Annotated in this window: 24 protein-coding genes; 3 read left to right on the top strand and 21 right to left on the bottom strand. The window is 71.0% G+C overall.

Annotated elements, in window-relative coordinates:
- Window positions 1-69: 69 nt before the first annotated feature.
- Window positions 70-1,359 carry a helix-turn-helix domain-containing protein gene (locus ACWEF6_RS25105; protein ID WP_449685182.1) on the bottom strand — a complete coding sequence of 430 codons (1,290 nt, stop codon included), beginning with the start codon at window positions 1,357-1,359 and terminating at the stop codon, window positions 70-72.
- A 72-nt stretch (window positions 1,360-1,431) separates the two neighbouring features.
- Between ACWEF6_RS25105 and ACWEF6_RS25100 the strand changes: the two genes are divergently transcribed.
- Complete coding sequence (locus ACWEF6_RS25100) at window positions 1,432-1,629, top strand: hypothetical protein (RefSeq protein WP_449685181.1); 198 nt, start codon at window positions 1,432-1,434, stop codon at window positions 1,627-1,629.
- Here the strand turns inward: ACWEF6_RS25100 and ACWEF6_RS25095 are convergent.
- The 4 genes from ACWEF6_RS25095 to ACWEF6_RS25080 are packed head-to-tail and all read right to left on the bottom strand — an operon-like array spanning window position 1,626 to window position 5,815.
- Window positions 1,626-2,393 (bottom strand): 3-oxoacyl-ACP reductase, encoded by a 768-nt coding sequence (locus ACWEF6_RS25095; RefSeq protein ID WP_176172298.1) that lies wholly within the window; start codon window positions 2,391-2,393, stop codon window positions 1,626-1,628. The genes ACWEF6_RS25100 and ACWEF6_RS25095 overlap by 4 nt on opposite strands.
- Window positions 2,393-3,757, bottom strand: a complete 1,365-nt coding sequence (locus ACWEF6_RS25090; protein ID WP_449685180.1) for an aldehyde dehydrogenase family protein — start codon at window positions 3,755-3,757, stop codon at window positions 2,393-2,395. The genes ACWEF6_RS25095 and ACWEF6_RS25090 overlap by 1 nt, the downstream gene beginning before the upstream one ends.
- Window positions 3,754-4,470: a gamma-glutamyl-gamma-aminobutyrate hydrolase family protein gene (locus ACWEF6_RS25085; protein WP_449685179.1), complete on the bottom strand. Its 717-nt coding sequence runs from the start codon at window positions 4,468-4,470 to the stop codon at window positions 3,754-3,756. The genes ACWEF6_RS25090 and ACWEF6_RS25085 overlap by 4 nt, the downstream gene beginning before the upstream one ends.
- A complete protein-coding gene (locus ACWEF6_RS25080) occupies window positions 4,451-5,815 on the bottom strand; it encodes a glutamine synthetase family protein (RefSeq protein WP_449685178.1) in 1,365 nt (454 codons plus the stop codon). Before ACWEF6_RS25080 ends, ACWEF6_RS25085 begins: the two co-directional genes overlap by 20 nt.
- Before the next feature lie 210 nt (window positions 5,816-6,025).
- Between ACWEF6_RS25080 and ACWEF6_RS25075 the strand changes: the two genes are divergently transcribed.
- Window positions 6,026-6,547, top strand: coding sequence for a general stress protein (locus tag ACWEF6_RS25075; RefSeq protein WP_310974577.1), 522 nt, complete (start codon window positions 6,026-6,028; stop codon window positions 6,545-6,547).
- A gap of 83 nt (window positions 6,548-6,630) precedes the next feature.
- Here the strand turns inward: ACWEF6_RS25075 and ACWEF6_RS25070 are convergent, their stop codons facing one another.
- The 3 genes from ACWEF6_RS25070 to ACWEF6_RS25060 form a co-directional block, all read right to left on the bottom strand.
- Window positions 6,631-7,836, bottom strand: coding sequence for a DUF1700 domain-containing protein (locus ACWEF6_RS25070; RefSeq protein WP_449685177.1), 1,206 nt, complete (start codon window positions 7,834-7,836; stop codon window positions 6,631-6,633).
- Window positions 7,833-8,156: a PadR family transcriptional regulator gene (locus ACWEF6_RS25065; protein ID WP_086843254.1), complete on the bottom strand. Its 324-nt coding sequence runs from the start codon at window positions 8,154-8,156 to the stop codon at window positions 7,833-7,835. The genes ACWEF6_RS25070 and ACWEF6_RS25065 overlap by 4 nt, the downstream gene beginning before the upstream one ends.
- 84 nt (window positions 8,157-8,240) lie before the next feature.
- Entirely contained in the window at window positions 8,241-8,687 is a 447-nt protein-coding gene (locus tag ACWEF6_RS25060) for an Lrp/AsnC family transcriptional regulator (protein ID WP_449685176.1), read from the bottom strand.
- A 61-nt stretch (window positions 8,688-8,748) separates the two neighbouring features.
- Between ACWEF6_RS25060 and ACWEF6_RS25055 the strand changes: the two genes are divergently transcribed.
- Window positions 8,749-9,651, top strand: coding sequence for an SMP-30/gluconolactonase/LRE family protein (locus ACWEF6_RS25055; RefSeq protein ID WP_449685175.1), 903 nt, complete (start codon window positions 8,749-8,751; stop codon window positions 9,649-9,651).
- A gap of 120 nt (window positions 9,652-9,771) precedes the next feature.
- Here the strand turns inward: ACWEF6_RS25055 and ACWEF6_RS25050 are convergent, their stop codons facing one another.
- From ACWEF6_RS25050 to coaD, 13 genes are all read right to left on the bottom strand, one after another.
- Window positions 9,772-10,962: an MAB_1171c family putative transporter gene (locus ACWEF6_RS25050; protein WP_449685174.1), complete on the bottom strand. Its 1,191-nt coding sequence runs from the start codon at window positions 10,960-10,962 to the stop codon at window positions 9,772-9,774.
- Window positions 10,959-11,444, bottom strand: coding sequence for a hypothetical protein (locus ACWEF6_RS25045; RefSeq protein ID WP_310974583.1), 486 nt, complete (start codon window positions 11,442-11,444; stop codon window positions 10,959-10,961). The genes ACWEF6_RS25050 and ACWEF6_RS25045 overlap by 4 nt, the downstream gene beginning before the upstream one ends.
- 261 nt (window positions 11,445-11,705) lie before the next feature.
- Entirely contained in the window at window positions 11,706-12,134 is a 429-nt protein-coding gene (locus ACWEF6_RS25040; RefSeq protein WP_449685173.1) for a helix-turn-helix domain-containing protein, read from the bottom strand.
- 58 nt (window positions 12,135-12,192) lie between these two features.
- Window positions 12,193-13,062: a bifunctional DNA-formamidopyrimidine glycosylase/DNA-(apurinic or apyrimidinic site) lyase gene (gene mutM / locus ACWEF6_RS25035; RefSeq protein ID WP_449685172.1), complete on the bottom strand. Its 870-nt coding sequence runs from the start codon at window positions 13,060-13,062 to the stop codon at window positions 12,193-12,195.
- Between the two features lie 44 nt (window positions 13,063-13,106).
- Window positions 13,107-14,462, bottom strand: a complete 1,356-nt coding sequence (locus ACWEF6_RS25030) for a polysaccharide lyase 6 family protein (RefSeq protein ID WP_449685171.1) — start codon at window positions 14,460-14,462, stop codon at window positions 13,107-13,109.
- 87 nt (window positions 14,463-14,549) lie between these two features.
- Window positions 14,550-15,299 (bottom strand): ribonuclease III, encoded by a 750-nt coding sequence (gene rnc / locus ACWEF6_RS25025; RefSeq protein WP_310974586.1) that lies wholly within the window; start codon window positions 15,297-15,299, stop codon window positions 14,550-14,552.
- A 13-nt stretch (window positions 15,300-15,312) separates the two neighbouring features.
- Window positions 15,313-15,495 (bottom strand): 50S ribosomal protein L32, encoded by a 183-nt coding sequence (gene rpmF / locus ACWEF6_RS25020; protein ID WP_003090635.1) that lies wholly within the window; start codon window positions 15,493-15,495, stop codon window positions 15,313-15,315.
- Window positions 15,496-15,579: 84 nt separating this feature from the next.
- Window positions 15,580-16,167, bottom strand: a complete 588-nt coding sequence (locus ACWEF6_RS25015) for a YceD family protein (protein ID WP_449685170.1) — start codon at window positions 16,165-16,167, stop codon at window positions 15,580-15,582.
- Window positions 16,168-17,300: 1,133 nt separating this feature from the next.
- Window positions 17,301-18,029 (bottom strand): DivIVA domain-containing protein, encoded by a 729-nt coding sequence (locus tag ACWEF6_RS25010; RefSeq protein WP_013223687.1) that lies wholly within the window; start codon window positions 18,027-18,029, stop codon window positions 17,301-17,303.
- Window positions 18,030-18,142: 113 nt separating this feature from the next.
- Entirely contained in the window at window positions 18,143-18,832 is a 690-nt protein-coding gene (locus ACWEF6_RS25005; protein ID WP_449685169.1) for a hypothetical protein, read from the bottom strand.
- A complete protein-coding gene (locus ACWEF6_RS25000) occupies window positions 18,832-19,332 on the bottom strand; it encodes a sigma-70 family RNA polymerase sigma factor (protein WP_449685168.1) in 501 nt (166 codons plus the stop codon). The genes ACWEF6_RS25005 and ACWEF6_RS25000 overlap by 1 nt, the downstream gene beginning before the upstream one ends.
- A 64-nt stretch (window positions 19,333-19,396) precedes the next feature.
- Window positions 19,397-20,083: a ribonuclease domain-containing protein gene (locus tag ACWEF6_RS24995; RefSeq protein ID WP_449685167.1), complete on the bottom strand. Its 687-nt coding sequence runs from the start codon at window positions 20,081-20,083 to the stop codon at window positions 19,397-19,399.
- 79 nt (window positions 20,084-20,162) lie between these two features.
- Window positions 20,163-20,648 carry a pantetheine-phosphate adenylyltransferase gene (gene coaD, locus ACWEF6_RS24990; RefSeq protein WP_449685166.1) on the bottom strand — a complete coding sequence of 162 codons (486 nt, stop codon included), beginning with the start codon at window positions 20,646-20,648 and terminating at the stop codon, window positions 20,163-20,165.
- Window positions 20,649-20,680: the final 32 nt, after the last annotated feature.

Genomic DNA, 20,680 nt, shown 5'->3' with positions numbered 1-20,680 from the left:
GCGCCCCACCCACCCACCCCCTGGGGGCCGCCCCCCCCCCCCCCCCCCCCCACGCCACATTGGGGCGCTTCAGGCCTCGGCGACCCGGCGGACCACCTGCCCCGCCAACGCCGGTGGGCGCCGGACCCGGCCGGAGGGCAGGACCAGGCGTTTCAGCGGCCCGCCCACCGGCACCGGCGGCAGGCCCGCACCCAGCAGGACCTGCTCGACGATCTGCTCGGCGTGCCAGGCCACCGAGTCGTTGAGCCGGTCCAGCGACGGCCGGTCGCCGTCGAAGACGTCCTCGTCGGCCAGGGTCACCTCGAAGTGCTTGCAGCCCGGCGGGACCGCGACCGCGTCCTCGATCGCCCGCGCCCCCTCCAGCGGGTCGTCGAACCCGGCTTCGAGCAGCGCCGACCGGTAGATCCGGGCCGCCCGGGCCCGCATCCGCGGCCCGTAGCGGACGACGACCGGGAGCCGACCGGTCAGGTCGGGTACGGCCAGGCCGTGCAGCAGCATGATCGGCGGCACCGAGTGCACCAGCCGCGGCGCGGGTTCGGCCAGCTCACGGGCGGTGACGCGGACCCGGTCGGCCATCTTGTCCGGGAGGCCGAAGTAGCGGAAGTCGACGTTGCCGAACCCGAGACCGTCGGCGACCAGCGACGCCAGCAGCTCGCCGTAACCCCAGATCGGCGACAGCACGACCACCGGCGGCGCGGCGACCACCGGCGACGGCGCGGGCGGGCGCGTCGCCTCCTGCTCGGGCACCTGGATGACCAGCCGGGGCGGCTCGTGCCAGTCGTGCACCTCGGCGACCCGCCAGTACAGCCCGAGCGGCCGCCACAGTTCGCCGAGGACGTCGTGCTCGATGATCCGGCGCACCTCGGCGTCGTCGTAGGGGAAGTCCCGCGGCGGCACGATCCCGACGTAGTGGTGGTAGGTGACCCGGACTTCGTCGCCGCGGGTGGCCGAGCGGATCCGCATCTCCCAGTCGATCGGCGACGCCGCGATCGCGTTCGCCACCTGCGTGCCGGGCGAGGAGTAGACGAGCGCGGTGGCCTGCCGGAGGAACTGCCCGGCCCGGTCGATGCCCTCCCGCAGCGCCTTCGCCGCCTGCGCGACGTGCACCGGGCTCGCGAGGCTGTCCGGCAGGACACCGGCGACGCGCAGCAGCTCGGCCTCCCCGAGCCCGGTGACCTCGGCGATCTCGGCCCAGTGGTCGAACACCGTCACCTTCGGCGCGTGCCGGTGCTCGATCCAGCTGCGCAACGTCGAGGTCGGGACGCCGATGCGCCGCGCGGCCTCGTCCAGGGACAGACCGCGGGAGCGGATGCCGGCCCGGACCGCTTCCGCCCACTCGTCGGCGCGCCAGTGCGTCACCTCACAAAGCTAACGAAACCCGCTAGCTTTGCGCAGGGACAACCCGCCCACCGCGCTCCGACGCTGGTCACCATGACCACCACTGTGCTCGCCCTGACCCTGATCGTCGGCGCGCTGACCTTCGCCGCCGGCGCGTTCCTCGCCTCCGAGATCGCCACCCGGATCCTGCGCCGCCGGGAGAAGGAGATCTCCGAAGAGCGCAAGAAGCTCAACGCCGCCTGGCGCCACCTGCGGGAGGTCTACGACGTCAAGAAGAAGTCGCAGCGTTAGATCGGGGTGACGTACGCGCCGGAGATGCCGCCGTCGACCAGGAACTGCGACGCGGTGATGAAGCTGGCGTCGTCGCTGGCCAGGAAGGCCACCGCGGCCGCGATCTCCTCCGGCTCGGCGAACCGGCCGACCGGCACGTGCACCAGCCGCCGCGCCGCGCGTTCCGGGTCCTTGGCGAACAGCTCCTTGAGCAGCGGGGTGTTCACCGGGCCCGGGCACAGCGCGTTGACGCGGATGTTCTCCCGCGCGAACTGCACCCCGAGCTCGCGGCTCATCGCGAGCACGCCGCCCTTGGACGCGGTGTAGGAGATCTGCGAGGTCGCCGCGCCCATCACCGCCACGAACGACGCCGTGTTGATGATGGATCCCTTGCCCTGGCGCTGCATGTGCGGCAGGACGGCCTTGCAGCAGTGGTACACCGACGTCAGGTTGACCCGCTGCACGCGGTCCCACGCCTCGATGCCGGTGGTGAGGATGGAGTCGTCCTCCGGCGGCGAGATGCCGGCGTTGTTGAAGGCGACGTCGACCGAGCCGAACTGCTCCACCGTGCTGTGGAACAGATTTTCGACCTGCTCGGCGTCGGTGACGTCGGTCTGGATGAACGCGCCGCCGATCTCGTCGGCGGCCGCCTTGCCCTCGGCCGGCGAGAGGTCCGCGATGACGACCTTCGCGCCTTCGCTCGCCAGGCGCCGGGCCGAGGCGAGCCCGATGCCGCTGGCGCCGCCGGTGATGACCGCGACGCGGCCTTCGAAACGCTGGACCATTACTCCTCCGTGCTCAGAAAGACGTTCTTGGTTTCGGTGAACGCCGCGGCGGCGTCCGGGCCGAGCTCGCGGCCGAGGCCGGACTGCTTGAAGCCGCCGAACGGCGTCCAGTAGCGCACCGACGAGTGCGAGTTCACCGAGAGGTTGCCGGATTCGACGCCGCGCGCAACCCGGAACGCGCGGCCGGCGTCGCGGGTCCAGATCGACCCGGACAGGCCGTACTCGGTCGCGTTGGCCATCCGGACCGCGTCGGCCTCCTCCGCGAACGGCACCACGGCGACGACCGGCCCGAAGACCTCCTCCGCGGCGAGCGGGTGGCGCAGGTCGGGCGGGGTGACGACGGTCGGCGGGAACCAGAAGCCCGGTCCGGAGGGCGCGGTGCCGCGGAAGGCCACGGGTGCGTCGTCCGGGACGTAGGAAGCCACCTTCTCCCGGTGCGCGGCGGAGATCAGCGGGCCCATCTCGGTCTTCTCGTCGCCGGGGTCGCCGACGACGACGCCGTGCACCGCGGGTTCCAGGAGCTCCATGAAGCGGTCGTACGCGCTCGCCTGCACCAGGATGAGCGACCGGGCGCAGCAGTCCTGGCCGGCGTTGTCGAAGACGCCGTAGGGCGCGGTCGCCGCGGCTTTCTCCAGGTCGGAGTCGGCGAAGACGATGTTGGCGTTCTTGCCGCCGAGCTCCAGCGTCACGCGCTTCACCTGCGCCGCGCAGCCCGCCATGATCTGCTTGCCGACCTCGGTGGAGCCGGTGAAGACGACCTTGCGCACGGCCGGGTGGTCGACGAACCGCTGCCCGACCACGGCCCCCTTGCCGGGCAGCACCTGGAAGACGTCCTCCGGGATGCCCGCCTCGCGCGCCAGCTCGGCCAGCCGGAGGGCGGTCAGCGGCGTCAGCTCGGCGGGCTTGAGGACGACGGTGTTCCCGGCGGCGAGCGCGGGCGCGAACCCCCAGCCGGCGATCGGCATCGGGAAGTTCCACGGCACGATCACGCCGACCACGCCCAGGGGCTCCTGGAAGGTGACGTTGATGCCGCCGGGCACCGGGATCTGCTGGCCGATCAGGCGTTCCGGGGCGGCGGAGTAGTAGTTGAGGACATCACGGACGTTGCCGGCCTCCCAGCGGGCGTTGCCGATGGTGTGCCCGGAGTTCTCGACCTCCAGCCGCGCGAGGTGCTCGATGTCGGCCTCGACGGCGTCGGCGAAGCGGCGCAGCAGGCGCGCGCGGTCGCCGGGGGTGACGTCGCGCCAGGCCGGGAACGCGGCCTGAGCGCGGGCGATCGCCGCGTCGGCCTCTTCGGCGCTGGTCAGGGGGACGCTCCGCACCACCTCCTCGGTGGCCGGGTTCAGGACGTCAAAGGTGCTCATCGGTTCTCCTTGCTCGCTTCGACGAGAGCCTGGAACAGCCGGACGTCGTCGCTGTCCTGCTCGGGGTGCCACTGGACACCGAGGGTGAACTCACCGGGCACCTCCGCGGCCTCGATCGTGCCGTCGGCGGACCGGCCGACGGCCTCCAGGCCGGTGCCGAGCCGGTCGATCGCCTGGTGGTGGTAGCAGAGGGTCTTGGTTTCGGAGCCGAGGATCGCCGCCGCCCGGCTGCCCTCGGCGAGCGTGACGGTCCCCCGGCCGAACGTCGCCGGGGCGGGCTGGTGTTCGGTCGTCCGCGCGCTTTCGGGCAGGTGCTGGGTCAGGGTGCCGCCGAGGGCGACGCTCATCACCTGCAGGCCGCGGCACACGCCCAGCACCGGCTTGCGGGCGCGCCGGGCCGCGGCGAACAGGCCGAACTCGAAGGCGTCCCGCTCGGGGCGGACGTAGGTGGCCGGGTGCGGCTCGTGGCCGTAGCGGGCGGGCTCGACGTCGGCGCCGCCGGTGAGCACCAGTCCGTCCACAGTGGACACCAGCCGCTCGTACGCGTCGGACACCGGGGGCAGCAGCACCGGGATGCCGCCGGCCGCGACGACGCAGTCGACGTAGACCCGGTGCAGCAGCACGGCTTCGGTGTCCCAGACCAGGAACTTCGCGGGCTCCAGGTAGGACGTCAGCCCGATGACGGGCCGGTCGTCAGAGCCGTTCGAAGCCACGGATCAGCTCCCAGTCGGTGACGGCGGCGTTGTAGGCGTCGACCTCGATCTTCGCCGCGTTCAGGTAGTGGTCGACGACGTCGTCGCCGAAGGCCGCGCGCGCCAGGTCGCTGCCGGCCAGGGCCGCGGCGGCTTCGGGCAAGGTCGTCGGCACCGTGCCGCGATCGGAGTGGTAGGCGTTGCCGGTGAAGGGTTCTTCGAGCTCCAGCTCGTTCTCGATGCCATGCAGGCCGGCGGCGATGAGCGCGGCGACGGCGAGGTACGGGTTGACGTCCCCGCCCGGCACCCGGTTCTCCACGCGCAGCGACTCGCCGTGCCCGACGACGCGCAGCGCGCAGGTGCGGTTGTCGGTGCCCCACGCGATCGCGGTCGGTGCGAAGCTGCCGGGCACGAACCGCTTGTAGGAGTTGATGTTCGGCGCGAAGAAGTACGTCAGCTCGTGCAGCCCGGCGAGCTGGCCGGCGAGGAAGTGCTCCATCAGCTTCGAGAAGCCGTGCTCGCCGTCCCCGGCCAGCACGGCGCGGCCCTCGGTGGAGCGCAGGCTGATGTGGATGTGGCAGGAGTTGCCTTCGCGCTCGTTGTACTTCGCCATGAAGGTGAGGCTCTTGCCCTCCTGCGCGGCGATCTCCTTGGCGCCGTTCTTGTAGACGCTGTGGTTGTCGCAGGTGCTCAGGGCATCGGTGTAGCGGAAGGCGATCTCCTGCTGGCCGGGGTTGCACTCGCCCTTGGCGGACTCGGGGTAGAGGCCGGCGCCGGCCATGTCGTTGCGGATGCGGCGCAGGAGCGGCTCCAGGCGTGCGGTGCCGAGCATCGAGTAGTCGACGTTGTACTGGTTGGCGGGCTTCAGGCCGTGGTAGCGCTTGTCCCAGGCGGCTTCGTAGGTGTCGTCGAAGACGATGAACTCGAGCTCGGTGCCGACGAAGGCGGCGAGCCCGCGTTCGGCGAGCCGGTCGAGCTGGCGGCGCAGGATCTGCCGGGGCGACACGCTGACAGCGCCGCCTTGCACGCGCTCGACGTCGGCGAGGACGAGCGCGGTGCCCTCCTGCCAGGGAATCTCCCGCAGGGTGTCGAAGTCGGGGCGCAGCACGAAGTCGCCGTAGCCGCTGTCCCAGGAGGAGAGCGCGTAGCCGTCGACGGTGTTCATGTCGACGTCGACGGCGAGCAGGTAGTTGCAGGCCTCGGTGGCGTGGCCGACGACCTCGTCCAGGAAGTACTCCGCCGAGCAGCGCTTGCCCTGCAGCCTGCCCTGCATGTCGGTGAGCGCGACGAGCACGGTGTCGATCGTGCCCGCGTCCACGCGCGCCCGGAGTTCGTCGAGCGTGAGCATGCCTCGCCTGCGTGCCATCGTCGCCCCAAAGGTTTGGTATGAATCCTTTGCCGGTCCTTCCTACCCGGTGAGCCTCGCCGGGTCAACCGGAACAAAGGTATCTTTTTGAGCCATTGTGACGACGTTCGGATTGTCCGGGATGCCCGGCTGAGAAGAGTCTGTGAATCCGCCGTCACGGGAGGAATCCGGGGCCTTCGCACGTTGAACGGGGCAAGAGAGGTGAGATCGATGACCACAGCATTCACGCAGACCACGATCGGACAGCAGCAGGCCCGGCCCCAGCTGCCGACCCTGCCCACCGGCTGGCCGATCGGTTCGTACGAGTCCTACGAGCAGGCACAGCGGGCGGTCGACCACCTCGCGGGCGCGGACTTCCCCGTCACCGACGTCACGATCGTGGGCGTGGAACCGATGCTCGTCGAGCGGGTCGCGGGCAAGATGTCGTGGGGCAAGGTCCTCGGCAGCGCGGCGACGTCCGGTGCGCTGTTCGGCCTGTTCCTCGGCCTGATGCTCAGCCTGCTGAACCCCGGCGCCGGGATGGTCCCGATCGTGATCGGCCTGGTCGCCGGTCTCGGGTTCAACCTGCTCTTCGGCGCGCTGGGTTACGCGGTGAACCGCAACAAGCGCGGCTTCATCTCGCAGAGCCAGCTGGTGGCCCGCCGCTACGACGTGCTGTCCCAGCCGCGCAACGCCGAAAAGGGCCGCGCGCTGCTGGCGGACCTCGCGGCGCGCAGCGCGTTCGGCCACTGACACCCCCAGTTCGAAGGCCGCCTCCGGGATCCCCGGAGGCGGCCTTCGCCGCATCGGGAGCGGCCCCGACCGCTCCCGTCCCCCTACCTGGTCGGTGTCGTCGGCGGAGCCGGTGACGTGGTGGTCGCGGGCGGCGCCGTCACCTTCGGGATCGCGGCGCTGAACGGCACGCCCGCCAGCTCGCGGCAGGCACCGCGGTAGCCGTTGTAGCCGTTGAAGCTGCCCCGGTCGTCGGTGACGCCCTGCTCGATCTTCGGCCGCGGGAACCGGTTGTCCTCGCCGATCTTCTGCTTCCCGCCGGTCGAGCGCTCGCAGCCGTAGCGGGTCACCGTGAGCGGCCGGCCCTCCTCGTCGTAGAGGTAGACCTCGGTCAGCGGCTTGCCCTCGGCGTCGAAGGCGTAGACGTTCTCGACGTCTCGGCCGCCGTAGGTCAGCTGGTCGTTGCCGTAATTGTCGGACGCCGACGGGTAGTACGACGACGGGCCCGAGTAGGACGTCCCGCGGGCGAAGAGGTCGATCGCGGCGCCGAAGCCGCCCAGTGCGCCACCGATGACGAACGCCGAGATCGGCACGACCACCCACAGCAGCTTCCGGTCGCCCCGCACCCGCGGCCCGGCCCACAGGGCCGCGACGGCCGCGAGGATCAGGAACGGCAGCAACAGCACGCCACTGCGGCGCTGCAGCATGAACAGCAGCCCCAGCGCGACCAGCACGACGGCGCACAACACCCACCACGCCGGCTTGAGCGAGCCGAGGTAGCGCAGGAACTTGCCGGTGTCCTCCTGATCCCGGCCCTTGGCCATCGTGGCGCGCAGCCACCCGGCTTCCGGCAGGGCCAGCACCGGCTCGACCCCGCCGCGCAGCAGCAGCACGAGGCTGACGAGGAAGACCGGCGCGAACAGGAACAGGCCGACGAAGGCGTCGGGACTGCGGGAGACGGTGGCGCCGAAGGCGAGCATGGCGAGCCCCAGCGCGCAGAATACCAGGCCCCACAACGCGATCCGCGGCTTCAGCAGGCTGGGCGCGGGCGTCGTGAGCATCTGCGTCGCCCCCTCGCCCGGCGCCGGGTAGCCCCCGGACGCGCGCAGCTCGGCGGCGTAGCTCTCGGGCGAGCCGAGCCGTTCGATCAGGGCCTCGACGCGCGCGCCCTCCCCCAGTTCGGCTTCGAGTTCCGCCAGGTGCGGGCGGACGTCCTCGAGGATCTCTTCGATCTCGCTCGCGGGCAGGTCGGCGAGCGCGGTCCGGACCCGCGCCAGATACACCCGCACGGCGGTCGGCTTGTCGCTCATGCTGCCTCTCCCAAAAGCACGTTCATCGTCGAAGCGAAGCTCTGCCAGGTCTTGCCCGACTCGGCGAGGCGCGCCCGGCCCGGCTCGTTCAGGCTGTAGTACTTGCGGTGGGGGCCCTCTTCGCTGGGTACGACGTACGAGGTCAGCAGGCCGGCCTTGTAGAGCCTGCGCAACGTCCCGTACACCGACGCGTCCCCCACCTCGTCCAGGCCGGCGGCCCGGAGTCTTCTCAGTACGTCGTACCCGTAGCCGTCTTCCTCGCGGAGCACCGCGAGGACGGCGAGATCGAGCACGCCCTTGAGCAGCTGACTGATCTCCACTGCACCCTCCAGTCTTACGCTTGGGAAGGTACCACGCATTGCGCAGTAGTGTGCACGGCGGAGGGTCGTTTCGGGTCGTCGCGTTCAGTTCCGGGTGTCCACCGGCCGCTCGAAGAAGGAGTCGAGGACCACGATGGTCTGCGTGCCCGTGACGCCGTCGATCGCGAAGAGCCGGCGCAGCGACGACTGGAGGCCTTCGGTGGTGGCGGTGCGCACTTTGACCAGCAGCGACGCCGGGCCGGCGATGACGTGCGCCTCCACGACTTCGGGCAGTGCCTCCAGGGCTTCGCGCACGGGGTGGTCGCCCATCCAGGCGTTCGCTTCGACGAGCACGAAGGCCGCGACCCCGCGCCCGACGGCGGCCGGGTCGACGTCCACGGTGGTCCGCCGGATGACGTCCTGCTCCCGGAGCTTGCGCACGCGTTCGTGGGCGGCACCCGCGGAGAGCCCGACGGCTTTCCCGAGGGCGGCGTACGCCTGCGTCGCGTCACGCTGGAGCTCGCTGAGCAGCATGCGATCTACTTCATCCACGTGTTGACCGTATCAGGTTCGGTGATCCATGCTCTTGGCAGAATCTCATGAGGAGCTGGTGATGGACCTGATCAAGACGGACTTCCAGGTGCTGGACGAGCGGTTCGCCCGCGTCAACGGCGACGAGTGGACGCAGCGCCTGCACACGGGCTGCCGCTGGACGGAGGGGCCGGCGTACTTCCCGGCGGGGCGCTACCTGGTGTTCAGCGACATCCCGAACGACCGCACCCTCCGCTGGGACGAGACGACGGGCCAGGTCGGCGTCTTCCGTCAGCCGTCCGGGTACGCGAACGGTCACACGGTGGACCGCCGGGGCCGGTTGATCAGCTGCGAGCAGGGTCCCCGCCGCGTGACGCGCACCGAGCCCGACGGCTCGATCACGGTGCTGGCCTCGGAGTACCGGGGCAAGAGGCTGAACAGCCCGAACGACGTGGTCGAGCACTCGGACGGGTCAATCTGGTTCACCGACCCGAGTTACGGAATCGACAGCGACTACGAGGGGTACCGGGCGGAGAGCGAGATCGGGGCGTGCCACGTGTACCGCGCGGCCCCGGACGGCACGGTGGAGATCGCGGCGGACGACTTCAGCCGCCCGAACGGCCTGGCGTTTTCGGCGGACGAGTCCCGGTTGTACATCGCGGACACACGCCAGACACCGAGCCACATCAGGGTGTTTGCGGTGGGCGAGAACGGCCGCCTGTCGGGCGGCGAGATCTTCGCGACGAGCGACAGCGGCGGTTTCGACGGCGTGAGGGTCGACAGCGAAGGCCACGTCTGGGCGGCGGCCCACGACGGGCTGCACTGTTTCGCACCGGACGGAACGCGCATCGGCAAGCTGCGCATCCCGGAGGTGTGCTCGAACTTCACGTTCGGCGGCGCGCGAGGCAACGAGCTGTTCATCACGGCCTCGAGCTCGCTGTACACGCTGAGGGTGACGGTGAACGGGGCTCGCTACCCGCGCTAAGCGGTCGGAGCCGGGGCCAGCAGTCGCGGCGAGGAGCTTCCGGCGGCAGGCTCACCCCGGCGGCAGGCTCACCCCCTGCGAGCAGCCCCACCCCGACTGGCGGTGCAGGCTCGTACCCGGTCAGCCGGGCGCGGCCGCCTCGACCCGGTCCACCACTGCGTCGCGGCGGCGCCAGGCGCGGCTCACCCGGACCAGCCAGGCCGCCTCTGCCGCCACGTCCGCCTCCGTGTCCGGCTGCGGCTCGGGGGCCGGCTCGGGTCCCTGCTCGCGGTCGAAGCGCCTTCCCGCTCGGCCCGCCTCGATCGCCGCCGCCAGGGTCACCGCCTCGACCGTGGCCGCCACCTCCGTCTCGCGGACTCCCGCTCGGCGGGCCGCCGCCTCGGCTCGGGGTGGGAGGTCGGGGTCGAAGTGGGCTCGCAGCGCCAAGTGGCCGTCGCGGATTTCGATCACCCTGCGGTACAGCGCGAACTCCGCTCCCCCCGCCAGCTCGCGGCCCGGGTCGAGGGCGATGCCCGGGACCGCCGTGCGCAGCGCCGTCCACAGTGGCTCGATGCGGCGGTACGCACGGTACGCGCGCACCCGGCCGATCAGCGACGACACCGCCGGCGACCAGGCGCTGAGCGTCGCCCCCGCGGCCACGAAACCGACCGTCACCGCCGCGAGGATCGAAGACGGGAGGTCTTCGCGGGCGCCGATCCGGGCCGTGCGGGCCAGCTGGAGGACGTCGTCGACGTCCCAGAACGTCCACGCGGTCGCCGCGCCCACGCCGATGACCAGCAACCACAGCCCCGCCCGCAGCGGCCCCGGCTCCGCGTGCCACGCGCTGCGCACGAACACCGCCAGCAGCAACCCGAGGCTGATCAGGCTGTAGAGCAGGAACAACACCTTGTCGCCCAACGCGAACGGCAGGCCCGCGCCCGAAAAGACCGTGTCGTCGCCGACGCGCCGCGGTTCGGACAGCGCGAAGCACACCGCCAGCAGCACCATCGTCGCCCCGGTGAACAGCGCGTGGGGCGCGAGCCGGGCGCTGTCGCCGCGCCACACCGACTGGGTGAAGGCCACCGCGAAGCCGATCGCGCCCAGCTTCAGCTCGTCGCCGGCCAAGCTCAGGACCCACTCGGCCACCGGGCCGGGGCCGGCGAGGGCCGACATCGCCGGCGTCAGCACGACGATGCCGGTGGCGATGCAGATGCCGAACCCGGCGAGGAACCACATCGTGCGCGGCGGCTGGCTGCGGCGCGCCTCGATCAGCTTGTACCCGAACCCGGCGAACCCCGCGAGGCAGAGGTAGTAGGCGAGGCTTTCGATCACGGCGTGCGGCGGCCGAACAGGGAATCGAAGCGCCGCACGCCGTCCGGGACGCCGGGCGCGGGTTCGCGCGGCTCGGCCGGCCGGACCACGCGCTGCGCGAGCAGGGTCGCGACCAGTTCGGCTTCGCGTTCCTCGGCGGCCGAGTAGGTGGTGCGCCCGAGCACGCGCCGGACGAGCTCGGGCGAGAGGTTCGGCATGAGCTGCCGCCCGGCGGCGGCGTCGATCGCGACGCCGTCCGCGCCCGCGTCGGCGCCGACGTGCCCGCACAGCAGGTGCCCGACCTCGTGCAGCAGGATGTGCCGCCGGTGCAGGGCGGTCGTGTTGGTCGGGTAGAGGATGTAGTCGGCGCGCTCGGTGCTCATCAGCAGTCCGCACGGCGCGCCTTCGGGAGCGCTGACGGGCATCAGCTCGATGGGACGCCCCCGCTCGGCGGCCAGCGCCGCGACGAAGCCCTCGGCGTCGAACGGTTCGGGCAGGCTCACGGCATCGGCGACTTCGCGGGCCCGTTTCCACAGTGACCGGGCCGGTCGCCGCCGCAAGGATGGTCGCGCCACTCTCAGGCCTCCCTCGCCACGCCCCGGCCGAACGGCTTCGGCAGGTTCAACGCGGCAAAGCGCGTGTGGTTGCGCGGCCGGGGAAATTCCGACGCGCAGACGCCGCACATGGTTCCACACCGGCGACCCGGGACTCGGACCGGCGGTGCGCGCCCGCGGCCGGCTCCGACGGCGGACGCACCGCCACCCTCAGCCCTCCTTCTTCGGGCGGCCGGCCTCCCTCCGGGCGATCGCGTCGATCATGTCGCTGATCGTGTCCAGGCCGTCCGAGGACAACGTCACCGCGCGCAGCGCCAGGTCCCGGACCCCCGCGTCGCGCAGCGCGCCCAGCAACGCCAGCTCCTCCGCGATCTTCCGGCTCTGCTCGTCGTCGAAGAAGTACGCCGGGGGCACGCCGAAGAACTGGGCCAGTGCCTCGAGGTGCCGCTTGGTCGGGTTGTCGCGGCGGCCCGTGCGCAGCTGCCACAAGTACGTCGTCGAAAAGCTCTCGCCCGTCGCTTCGCGGCAGGCCTTGGCGACCTCTTCGTTGCTGTACGGCTCCCGATCGGGCCTGCGGACCACGTGGAACAGCCGGTCGATCTTGTCGGCCAGCGTCGACTTTCCGGGCTCCTTGACCACGATGCACTCCCTCAGCTACCAGGCGTATTCATCCTAGCTGAAAGGCCCACCTCCGCGATCAACCCGAGTTCGCCCGTGGCCGCGGCTGGCACCGCGGGCACGAGAACGACGAACGGTTCATGAACGGCTCCCGCCGGATCGCCGTGCCGCACCGGTGGCACGGCATCCCTTCCTGGCCGTACGCGTCCAGCGACCGGTCGAAGTACCCCGATTGCCCGTTCACGTTCACGTACAGTGCGTCGAACGACGTGCCGCCCGCGCCCAGGGCCGCGTTCATCACGTCCGACGCCGCCGACAGCAGCTCGCGGCCCTTCGCCATGGTGAGCTTTTCGGTCGGCCGGGCCCAGTGCAGGCGCGCCCGCCACAACGCTTCGTCCGCGTAGATGTTGCCGATGCCCGACACCAGTGTCTGGTCGAGCAGCGCGCGCTTGACCTCCGTGCGCCGGGACCGCAGCGCGCGCACCGCCGTGTCGAGGTCGAACTCCGGGTCCATCGGGTCGCGGGCGATGTGGGCGATCGTGTCCGGGAGCAGGACGTCACCGCCGATGTCGCTCAGGTCGTCCAGCGCCAGGCCGCCGAACGTCCTCTGGTCGACGAACCGCAGCTCCGGCCCGCCGTCGTCGAAGCGCAGCCGCACCCGCAGGTGCTTCTCGTCCGGCGCGTCCTCCGGCTGGACGAGCATCTGCCCGCTCATGCCGAGGTGGGCCAGCAGCGCCTCCTTGTCGGAGAGCTCCAGCCACAGGTACTTGCCCCGGCGCCGCGCCGCCTCGACGCGGGTGCCGGCGAGCCGCTGCGTGAAGTCCTCCGCGCCCAGGGCGTGCCGGCGGATGGCGCGCGGGTGCAGGACCTCCGCCTGGCGGATGGTCCGCCCCGCGACGTGCGCCTGCAGGCCCAGGCGGACGACTTCGACCTCGGGAAGTTCGGGCATGCGGCCATTGTGCCCGGGGGGTCCGACATTTCTTGAAAAGGCACCTACGGAGCGGTGGGCCCGACGTCGGCTTTCGCCAGCGGAACCCGGGTCGTTCCCGAGGCGAAGTACTCGTCGGCGCCGACGTCGAAGGTGCCCGAGCGGGTCTGCAGGTCGAAGTCCTTCGCCGCGTACGGGTACGACCCGACACCGGCGTTGACCGCGGGGCTGCCCGACGCCAGCCGGTAGAGCCCGGCCGCGTCCTTGACCAGCTTCGGGTCGACGTTCCGCGACGGCATCCCGGCGGCGCCGCCGAAGGTGATGTTGCCCTCGTACTTGACCGTCGACCCGCTCGGCAGCGTCACCAGCGTCCCCGAGGTGCCTTTGACGATGTTGTCCGCGACCACGCAGTCCTTCGGCTTGAAGTCGCCGCCGTCACCGTCGATGACGCTGTTCGACCCGAGCACCGTGTTGTAGGCGACGGTGTCGCGGTCCGGGCGGTCGTGCAGCTTGCTCGTCGGTCCGCTGTCGGCCTCGTCACCCGAGCCGAACACGATCGCCCGCCCGCCGGAGTTCGCGACGTAGTTGCCGACGATCTTGTGGTCGTTGCCGTGGAAGCGGATCCCGGAGTTGAAGAGCACATTGCCCTCGACGGTGCTGCGGTTGCCGTGGCGCAGCACGATGTAGCCCTTGCTGTCACGGATGGTGTTGTAGCGGATGACGTTGTCCGACGACTTGACCGAGATCGCCTCGCTGTCGCCGTCGGCCTTCTCGAAAAGGTTGTATTCGAGGATGGCGTGCGCGGAGTAGGACTGGTGGTTGCTCAGCCCGAGCCGGATCGATTCGCCGCCGTTGTCGCCGCTGAACTGGTGGTTGTAGAAGTAGTTGTGGTGCACGCGGACGTTCTGCGCCATGGCGGCCGAGGGGCCGAGGATCTGCAGGAACACGCCCTGGCTGGTGCGGTTCTGGAAGACGTTGTGGTCGACCTCGGTGTCGTCACCGTTGACCGAGACCCAGTTGCCGTCGCCGGTGAGCTGGAAGTCGTTGCGGGACAGGCGGTTGTGCGACGCCCCGGCCGGGACGCTCAGGGAAGCGCTTCCCCGGAACTTGAACCCCCGCAGCACGACGTGGTGGACACCGCCGGCGAAGGAGAACGTCTTCGAGCCGGTGATCGTCGCCTTGCCGGTGTGCTCGGCGGCGATCGTCACCGGCGCCGAAGCGGTGCCGGCCCGGTGGATCGACAACGTCGAACTCGCGGAGTAGGAGCCGTCGGCCAGGACGATCGTGTCCCCGGCGTTCGCCTTGTCCATCGCCGACTGCAGCGCGGCCAGGGAGGTGACCCGGATCTGCGCGGCCGACGCCGGCGAGCCGGGGACGACGACGAGCGCCGCGGCGATCAGGGGTACGAAGAGCAGACGCATCCGCCAGACCTCTCAGTGAGCACGGGGCGGCGGATGTCCACACGCTACTGAGCGGTCCGGCAAAGCGTCAACGAGGGTTCCCGCTGATCAGGACTCCGGTTCGGCCTTCTGCTGGGCCTCGAGTTCGGCGGACAGCGAACGCCAGGCCGTCTCGGCGGCCTTCTGCTCGGCTTCCTTCTTCGTCGACCCGGTGCCGTGGCCGAGGGGACGGCCGGCGACCAGCACGGTGGCCGTGAACTCCTTGCGGTGGTCCGGCCCGGTGTCCTCGACCTTGTACTCGGGCACGCCGAGCCCGGCCGACGCCGTCAGCTCCTGCAGGCTCGTCTTCCAGTCGAGCCCGGCCCCGCGCAGCGGCGCTTCGGCGAGCAGCGGGTCGAAGAGGTGGTGCACGAGCTTGCGGGCGATCTCGATGCCGTGCTCGAGGTAGGCGGCGCCGATGACGGCTTCCAGCCCGTCGGCGAGGATGCTCGCCTTGTCGCGGCCGCCGGTGAGCTCTTCGCCCTTGCCGAGCAGCAGGTGCGCCCCGAGCCCGCCCTCGCCGAGCCCGCGGGCCACCCGCGCCAGTGCGTGCATGTTGACCACGCTGGCGCGGAGCTTCGCGAGCTGCCCTTCGGGCAGGTCGGGGTGTGTGGTGTAGAGGTGATCGGTGACGACGAGGCTGAGCACGGCATCACCGAGGAACTCCAGCCGCTCGTTCGGCGGCAGACCTCCGTTTTCGTACGCGTACGAACGGTGGGTCAGCGAAAGCCGGAGCAGCTCGGGGTCCAAGGTGACCCCGAGCGCTTCGAGCAACAGCGCCCGATCGGCTACTGGTCCCCCGGGCGTCTTGCCCCCCATGTCGGCGACCCGATCAGGCGGGCTCGACGACCTGGCGGCCGTTGTGCTGGCCGCACGACGGGCACGCGACGTGCTGGAGCTTCGGCTGCTTGCAGGCGCGGTTGGAGCAGGGCACCAGCTGCACCGGAGCCGCCTTCCACTGGCTGCGGCGGGAGCGCGTGTTGGATCGCGACATCTTCCGCTTCGGGACGGCCACGAGTAGATCTCCTTATGACGGTCTGCTCGCGGTCGTGCGAGCGAACTTTCCTCCGGAACGAGCTGGGGCGCTCGTCAGGCTTGCTCAGCTGGGCCCAGGCTTTTCGCCCGCGTTCTCGTCGAAGCGCTCGACGAGTGCGGCCCACCGAGGGTCTATCATCTCATGCCCGTGTCCGGGCTCGAGATCGGCCCACTTGACGCCGCAGTCCGTGCAGAGCCCGGCGCAGTCCTCGGTGCACAGCGGGGCCAGCGGGAGGGCCAGCACGATCGCGTCGCGCACGATGGGTTCGAGGTCGATCTTGTCGTCGACCAGCCGGGGGATCTCGTCCTCGTCGGTGGTCTCCTCGGTGGCCGACCCGGGGTAGGCGAACAGCTCCTGGACCTCGACCTCGACCTCTTCGGTCAGCGGGTCGAGGCAGCGGGCGCAGGTGCCCTTCGCGGTGGCCGTGGCCGTGCCGCTGACGAGGACGCCTTCGACGACGGACTCGAGCAGCAGATCGAGGTCCAGCTCGGAGCCGGCTTCGATGGTGATGACATCGGGGACGCCGAGCGGCGTCTCCACCGGCACGCTGCGCTTGACGGCGCGGCTGAGGCCGGCGTGACGGCCGAGCTCACGGGTGTCGATCACCCACGGGCTGCGGTCGTCGAGCTGGGGGGTCTTGTTCTCGGACATCCAGTCCAGGGTACGCACTGGTCGCCACCCCTTTTGAGCAGGCACCCGGCGGTCCCTTGGTGGGGCTCGGTCGCTGCTGGTCTTTTCCTGGAGGTCCTGCTGAGTTGGGCGGATGTCGGGTCGCCTCGGTCGGGTCGGGGGCCCACCACCCCGAAGCCGCGATTGTCACTACGGGCTTCGGATCGGGGTGGCGGGGCAGGACTGGGCGGGGTGCCGGTCTGGGCGTCCGCGTTCCGTTCGAGCCGGTGAGGCAGCGGGTGGTCCAGCGCAGAACCTTGCCGGATCCCACCCCGCTCGAAGCAGGGGCTTCGGCAAAGCCGGTCGCTGCTGCGTGGTGCGGGTCTGTCGTCTGGTTTCTGCTCGGAAGTGCAGCTCAGGTTGCTCGGGTGCCCACCACCCCGAAGCCGCGATTGTCACTACGGCCGGTGGTACCGCGTCAAGGCGGGAAAGCGTGCCTTGACCCGGCACCACCGTCCGCGTGCTGGCTTCGGATCGGGGCGGCGGGGCAGGCCTGGGCGGGGTGCCGGTTTAGGCGTCCGCGTTCCGTTCGAGCCGGTTGGGCAGCAGGTCCTCCGGCTTTGCCGGAGAGGGTGGGCTACTCGGGCGACGGGCGCGCCGGCGGTATCGCGGAGCGTAGGCACTTACACCAGCAGAACCTTGCCGGATCCGACCCCGCTCGAAGCAGGGCTTCGGCAAAGCCGGTCGCTGCTGCGTGGTGCGGGTCTGTCGTCTGGTTTCCGCTCGGAATTGCAGCTCAGGTTGCTCGGGTGCCCACCACCCCGAAGCCGCGATTGTCACTACGGACGGTGGTACCGCGTCAAGGCGGGAAAGCGTGCCTTGACCCGGCACCACCGTCCGCGTGCTGGCTTCGGATCGGGGCGGCGGGGCAGGACTGGGCGGGGTGCCAGTCCAGCGTCAACGTCCCGTTCGAGCCGGTGAGGCAGCCGCCGAACCCGGCACTCCGACTGCGCCGCAGGACCCGCCCTCCCGAGGGGGCCGGTCCCAGGTCCAGCCTATCGGCGGCACCCGACGAAAAGCCGGGAAAACCGCAGGTGAGGGCCCCACCGTCCACAGCCCGCCCGGGTTGTGGACAGCTCAGCCAGATCGCCGACAGCTCGGCTCCGAGAGACTCGTCACACCTGGTAGTCGTAGAGCGTCGGTCGCCCACCCGAACTCGGCAGGTTCGCCGGTGAGCGCAAGTGGTTGCGCCCCGAATCCACCGTTCGCAGCGTGGTTGCCAGCAGCTCCGAGAACTCCGCCAGCTTCCCGTCCACGTACGCGTCGCAGTCCGCGCGCTGGCGGTCCGCCTCCGCGTGGGCCTCGTCCACGATGCGGGCCGACTCGGCGTGGGCCGCCTGGACCACCTCGGTCTGGGCCACCAACCTGGCCTGCTCGGCCCGGCCGTCCTCGATGGCGCGGTCGTACGCGTCGCGGCCTGCCTGGATCATGCGCTCGGACTCCGCGCGGGACCGGTCCGTGAGGTTCTGGTACTCCGCCTGGCCCGCCGCCACCGTGCGGTCCGCCTGGTCGTGGGCGTCGGCGAGCATCTGCTCGGCCCGGGCCCGCGCGTCGGCGAGGATGCGCTCCGCCTCGTCCGTCGCGTCGGCGATCGCGCGCTCGGCCTCGGCGTTCGCGCCCGCCACCGTTTCGCCCGCTTCCTTGCGGGCCGCGTGGATCAGGTCGTCGCGCTTGTCGAGGACGTCCTGGGCGTCGTCGATCTCCGCCGGCAGTGCGTCGCGGACGTCGTCGAGGAGCTCCAGCACGTCGCCGCGGGGTACGACGCAGCTGGCCGTCATCGGGACGCCGCGCGCCTCCTCGACGATGGTCACGAGCTCGTCGAGCGCCTCGAAAACCCGGTACACGGCAACTCCAATCCCCTGTCGCTGTGGACCAGTCTGCCCGCATCCGGCGCCGAAGCGGTGAACGCGACCGGCGCCGGGCGTGTCCCCCTGGACCACGCCCGGCGCCGGAGTTCCTAGGGCAGCGCGAACGCCGGATCGGTGATCACCCGCTCGAGCTGCTCCTCGCTGAGCTGCACCGAGTCGGCGGCGTCGTCGGCGGCGTCGACGAGCGTCACCGTCGAGCCGTCGGCCCGGCGGAGGACGCCGACGAAGCCGCGCAGCTTCGTGAAACCCCCAGGGCTCACGAAGCCGGTTTCGTACACCACCAGGACCGCGCCACCGGGCTGCGGGATCCGCTCGCAGTCCCGCTCCCCTTCCGCGCAGGACCGGGCGAACGGGATGTGCTCGTCCGGCACCTGCCTGCCGTACACCGACAGCTGGAAGTCGCCGGGCCGCCCGGACGCGTCGACGAAGGCGGCGGTCACGGCCATCCGGCCGGGGCCGATGGCGTCCGCCGGGGACACGCCGACCCTCAGGCCCCGCACCCCGGGGAACACCCCGGTCACGGCGTCGCCGAGCGCCTGCCGGATCCGCGCCTGCTCGGCGAGCGACGGCGGGGACGGCGGCGAGGCCGGTGGCACCCGCGGCTCGCTCGGCGTGAACAACGCGACGGCCGCGACGGCCACCGCCACCACCGAAACGACGATCCCGGCGCGGCGCCGGCGGACGTCCCGGGCCGCCCGGCCGGCGAGCTCGTCGGGGTCGAAGCCCAGCGGCGGTTCCGGAACGGTCACCTCGCGCAGGCGGGTTTCGAGGTCGGTCATCACGCGCTCCTCTCCGTGCTGTGCTCGAGCAGGCCCCGGAGGGTCTCGAGCCCGCGGGCGGCCTGGCTCCGGACGGTCCCTTCCGAGCAGCGCAGCACGTCCGCGACCGCTGCCGCCGGCAGGTCCGCGCAATAGCGGAGGACGACGGCGGCGCGCTGCTTCGGCGGGACTTCGGCGAGAGCGCGCAGGAGCGGGCCGGAAATCCCGGCGTCGCTCAGGACGGCGGGCCGGTCCGGCACGACGCCGTCCCGGCGTTCGCGGCGCCGCCACGGCCGCCGGGACTCGTCGAGCCAGCAGCGCAGCAGGACCTGCCGGGCGTAGTTGTCGACGGGTCCCCGCCGGGTGATCTTCGGCCAGACCCGGTACAGCTTGATCAGCGTCAGCTGGACGAGGTCCTCCGCGAGGTGCCAGTCACCGCACAGCAGGTACGCCGTCCGTCTCAGCGCGAAGGCGCGCGCCCGGGCGAACTCCCGGAAATCCGCGTCGTCCGCAGCCCGCATCGCGCCTCCTCGTCCGTCTTCCGGTGTACCTCACGGACGAGGGGGCGCGGCGCGTTGCACGGGTTCAGGAATTCAGGTCGATCCGCTTGAAGGTGGCGTAGCGGTCGGGCGTGTAGGCCAGCTCGCCCGCCTTGCCGGAGATCACGCGGTCGTTCGTGCCGACGGCGAAGAGCTTGTAGTAACCGGACGCGCAGGCCGGCAGCACGCCTTCGCGGTTCTCGTAGGTCGACCCGGCCGAGGTGCCGTTCCGTACGTTGTCCACGACGGTCTTCGCCGCCGACGACAGCTGCGTGTAGCCGATCTTGGCCAGGCCGGACAGGTCGCCACAGGCGTGCGTCGTGCCGCCACCGCTGATGTCGATGACCTTGAAGGTGGCGTAGTGGTCGCCGGTGTAGAAGTACTCGCCGGCGCTGCCGGTCACGATGCGGCGCGTGCCGCGGGTGCTCGAGCCCGGCGTCGGCACCGTGTACTCGTGGTAGTAGCCCGACGCGCAGGCCGGGAGGATGCCTTCCCGGTTGTCGAAGACGACGCCGTCGTTCTTCGGGTACGGGAACGGCCCGTTCGTCTGGATCAGCTGGTACGTCGTCGTCGCTTCGGCGGGCAGCGCCGAGAGCGTCGTGTGCGAGAAGCCGGACAGGTTCCCGCAGGCGTTCTGCGCGGCGACGGCCGGGGACGGCGCGGTGACCCCGGCGAACAGCGTCGCCAAGAGCGCGAACAGGACGGCAGCCAGGCGCGATCGGTAGTTGGTCATTTTCGGACCGTAACCCGATCGGATGATTTTCAGGAGACGTGGACGTGAACTCCGGGTCGAAGTCCCGACGAACGGAGGGTCAGCGCCTCAGCTTCGGGAACTTCTCCGACAGCCGTTCGTAGACGACCGGCGGCACGAAGCGCTCGATGTCGCCGCCGAGCGCCGAGATCTCCTTGACCAGCGAGCTGGACACGAAGCCGTACGCCGGGTTGTTCGCCATCAGCAGCGTCTCGACGCCGGTGAGCTCGCGGTTCATCTGCGCCATCTGCAGCTCGTAGTCGAAGTCGCTGACCGAGCGCAGGCCCTTGACGACCGCCGCGATGTCGTTGTCGCGGCAGTAATCGACCAGCAGGCCCTCCCACGAGTCGATCCGGACGTTGCCGAGCTTCGCGGTGATTTCGCCGAGGATCTCGAGCCGTTCGGAGACCTCGAAGAGCCCCTTCTTCGACCGGTTGACCCCGACGGCGACGACGACCTCGTCGAACAGCCGGCTGGCCCGTTCGATGATGTCGAGGTGGCCATTGGTGGCCGGGTCGTAGGAACCGGGACAGACCGCACGCCGCATGGCGCGGACGCTACCGTGCCGCACCCGGTCTC

It is taken from the genome of Amycolatopsis sp. NPDC004772 (assembly GCF_053601215.1).
The sequence above is the reverse complement of the archived record's forward strand: the minus strand, read 5'-3'. Positions and strand labels throughout refer to the sequence as shown.

Excerpts from the sequence above, each read along its gene's own strand:
- ACWEF6_RS25080 (WP_449685178.1), bottom strand. The coding sequence starts at position 5,815 with ATGGCACGCAGGCGAGGCATGCTCACGCTCGACGAACTCCGGGCGCGC.
- ACWEF6_RS25090 (WP_449685180.1), bottom strand. The coding sequence starts at position 3,757 with ATGAGCACCTTTGACGTCCTGAACCCGGCCACCGAGGAGGTGGTGCGG.
- ACWEF6_RS25070 (WP_449685177.1), bottom strand. The coding sequence starts at position 7,836 with ATGAGCGACAAGCCGACCGCCGTGCGGGTGTATCTGGCGCGGGTCCGG.
- ACWEF6_RS25055 (WP_449685175.1), top strand. The coding sequence starts at position 8,749 with ATGGACCTGATCAAGACGGACTTCCAGGTGCTGGACGAGCGGTTCGCC.
- ACWEF6_RS25030 (WP_449685171.1), bottom strand. The coding sequence starts at position 14,462 with ATGCGTCTGCTCTTCGTACCCCTGATCGCCGCGGCGCTCGTCGTCGTC.
- ACWEF6_RS25100 (WP_449685181.1), top strand. The coding sequence starts at position 1,432 with ATGACCACCACTGTGCTCGCCCTGACCCTGATCGTCGGCGCGCTGACC.
- ACWEF6_RS25075 (WP_310974577.1), top strand. The coding sequence starts at position 6,026 with ATGACCACAGCATTCACGCAGACCACGATCGGACAGCAGCAGGCCCGG.
- ACWEF6_RS24995 (WP_449685167.1), bottom strand. The coding sequence starts at position 20,083 with ATGACCAACTACCGATCGCGCCTGGCTGCCGTCCTGTTCGCGCTCTTG.
- ACWEF6_RS25000 (WP_449685168.1), bottom strand. The coding sequence starts at position 19,332 with ATGCGGGCTGCGGACGACGCGGATTTCCGGGAGTTCGCCCGGGCGCGC.
- rnc (WP_310974586.1), bottom strand. The coding sequence starts at position 15,299 with ATGGGGGGCAAGACGCCCGGGGGACCAGTAGCCGATCGGGCGCTGTTG.
- ACWEF6_RS25005 (WP_449685169.1), bottom strand. The coding sequence starts at position 18,832 with ATGACCGACCTCGAAACCCGCCTGCGCGAGGTGACCGTTCCGGAACCG.
- mutM (WP_449685172.1), bottom strand. The coding sequence starts at position 13,062 with ATGCCCGAACTTCCCGAGGTCGAAGTCGTCCGCCTGGGCCTGCAGGCG.
- ACWEF6_RS25095 (WP_176172298.1), bottom strand. The coding sequence starts at position 2,393 with ATGGTCCAGCGTTTCGAAGGCCGCGTCGCGGTCATCACCGGCGGCGCC.
- coaD (WP_449685166.1), bottom strand. The coding sequence starts at position 20,648 with ATGCGGCGTGCGGTCTGTCCCGGTTCCTACGACCCGGCCACCAATGGC.
- ACWEF6_RS25015 (WP_449685170.1), bottom strand. The coding sequence starts at position 16,167 with ATGTCCGAGAACAAGACCCCCCAGCTCGACGACCGCAGCCCGTGGGTG.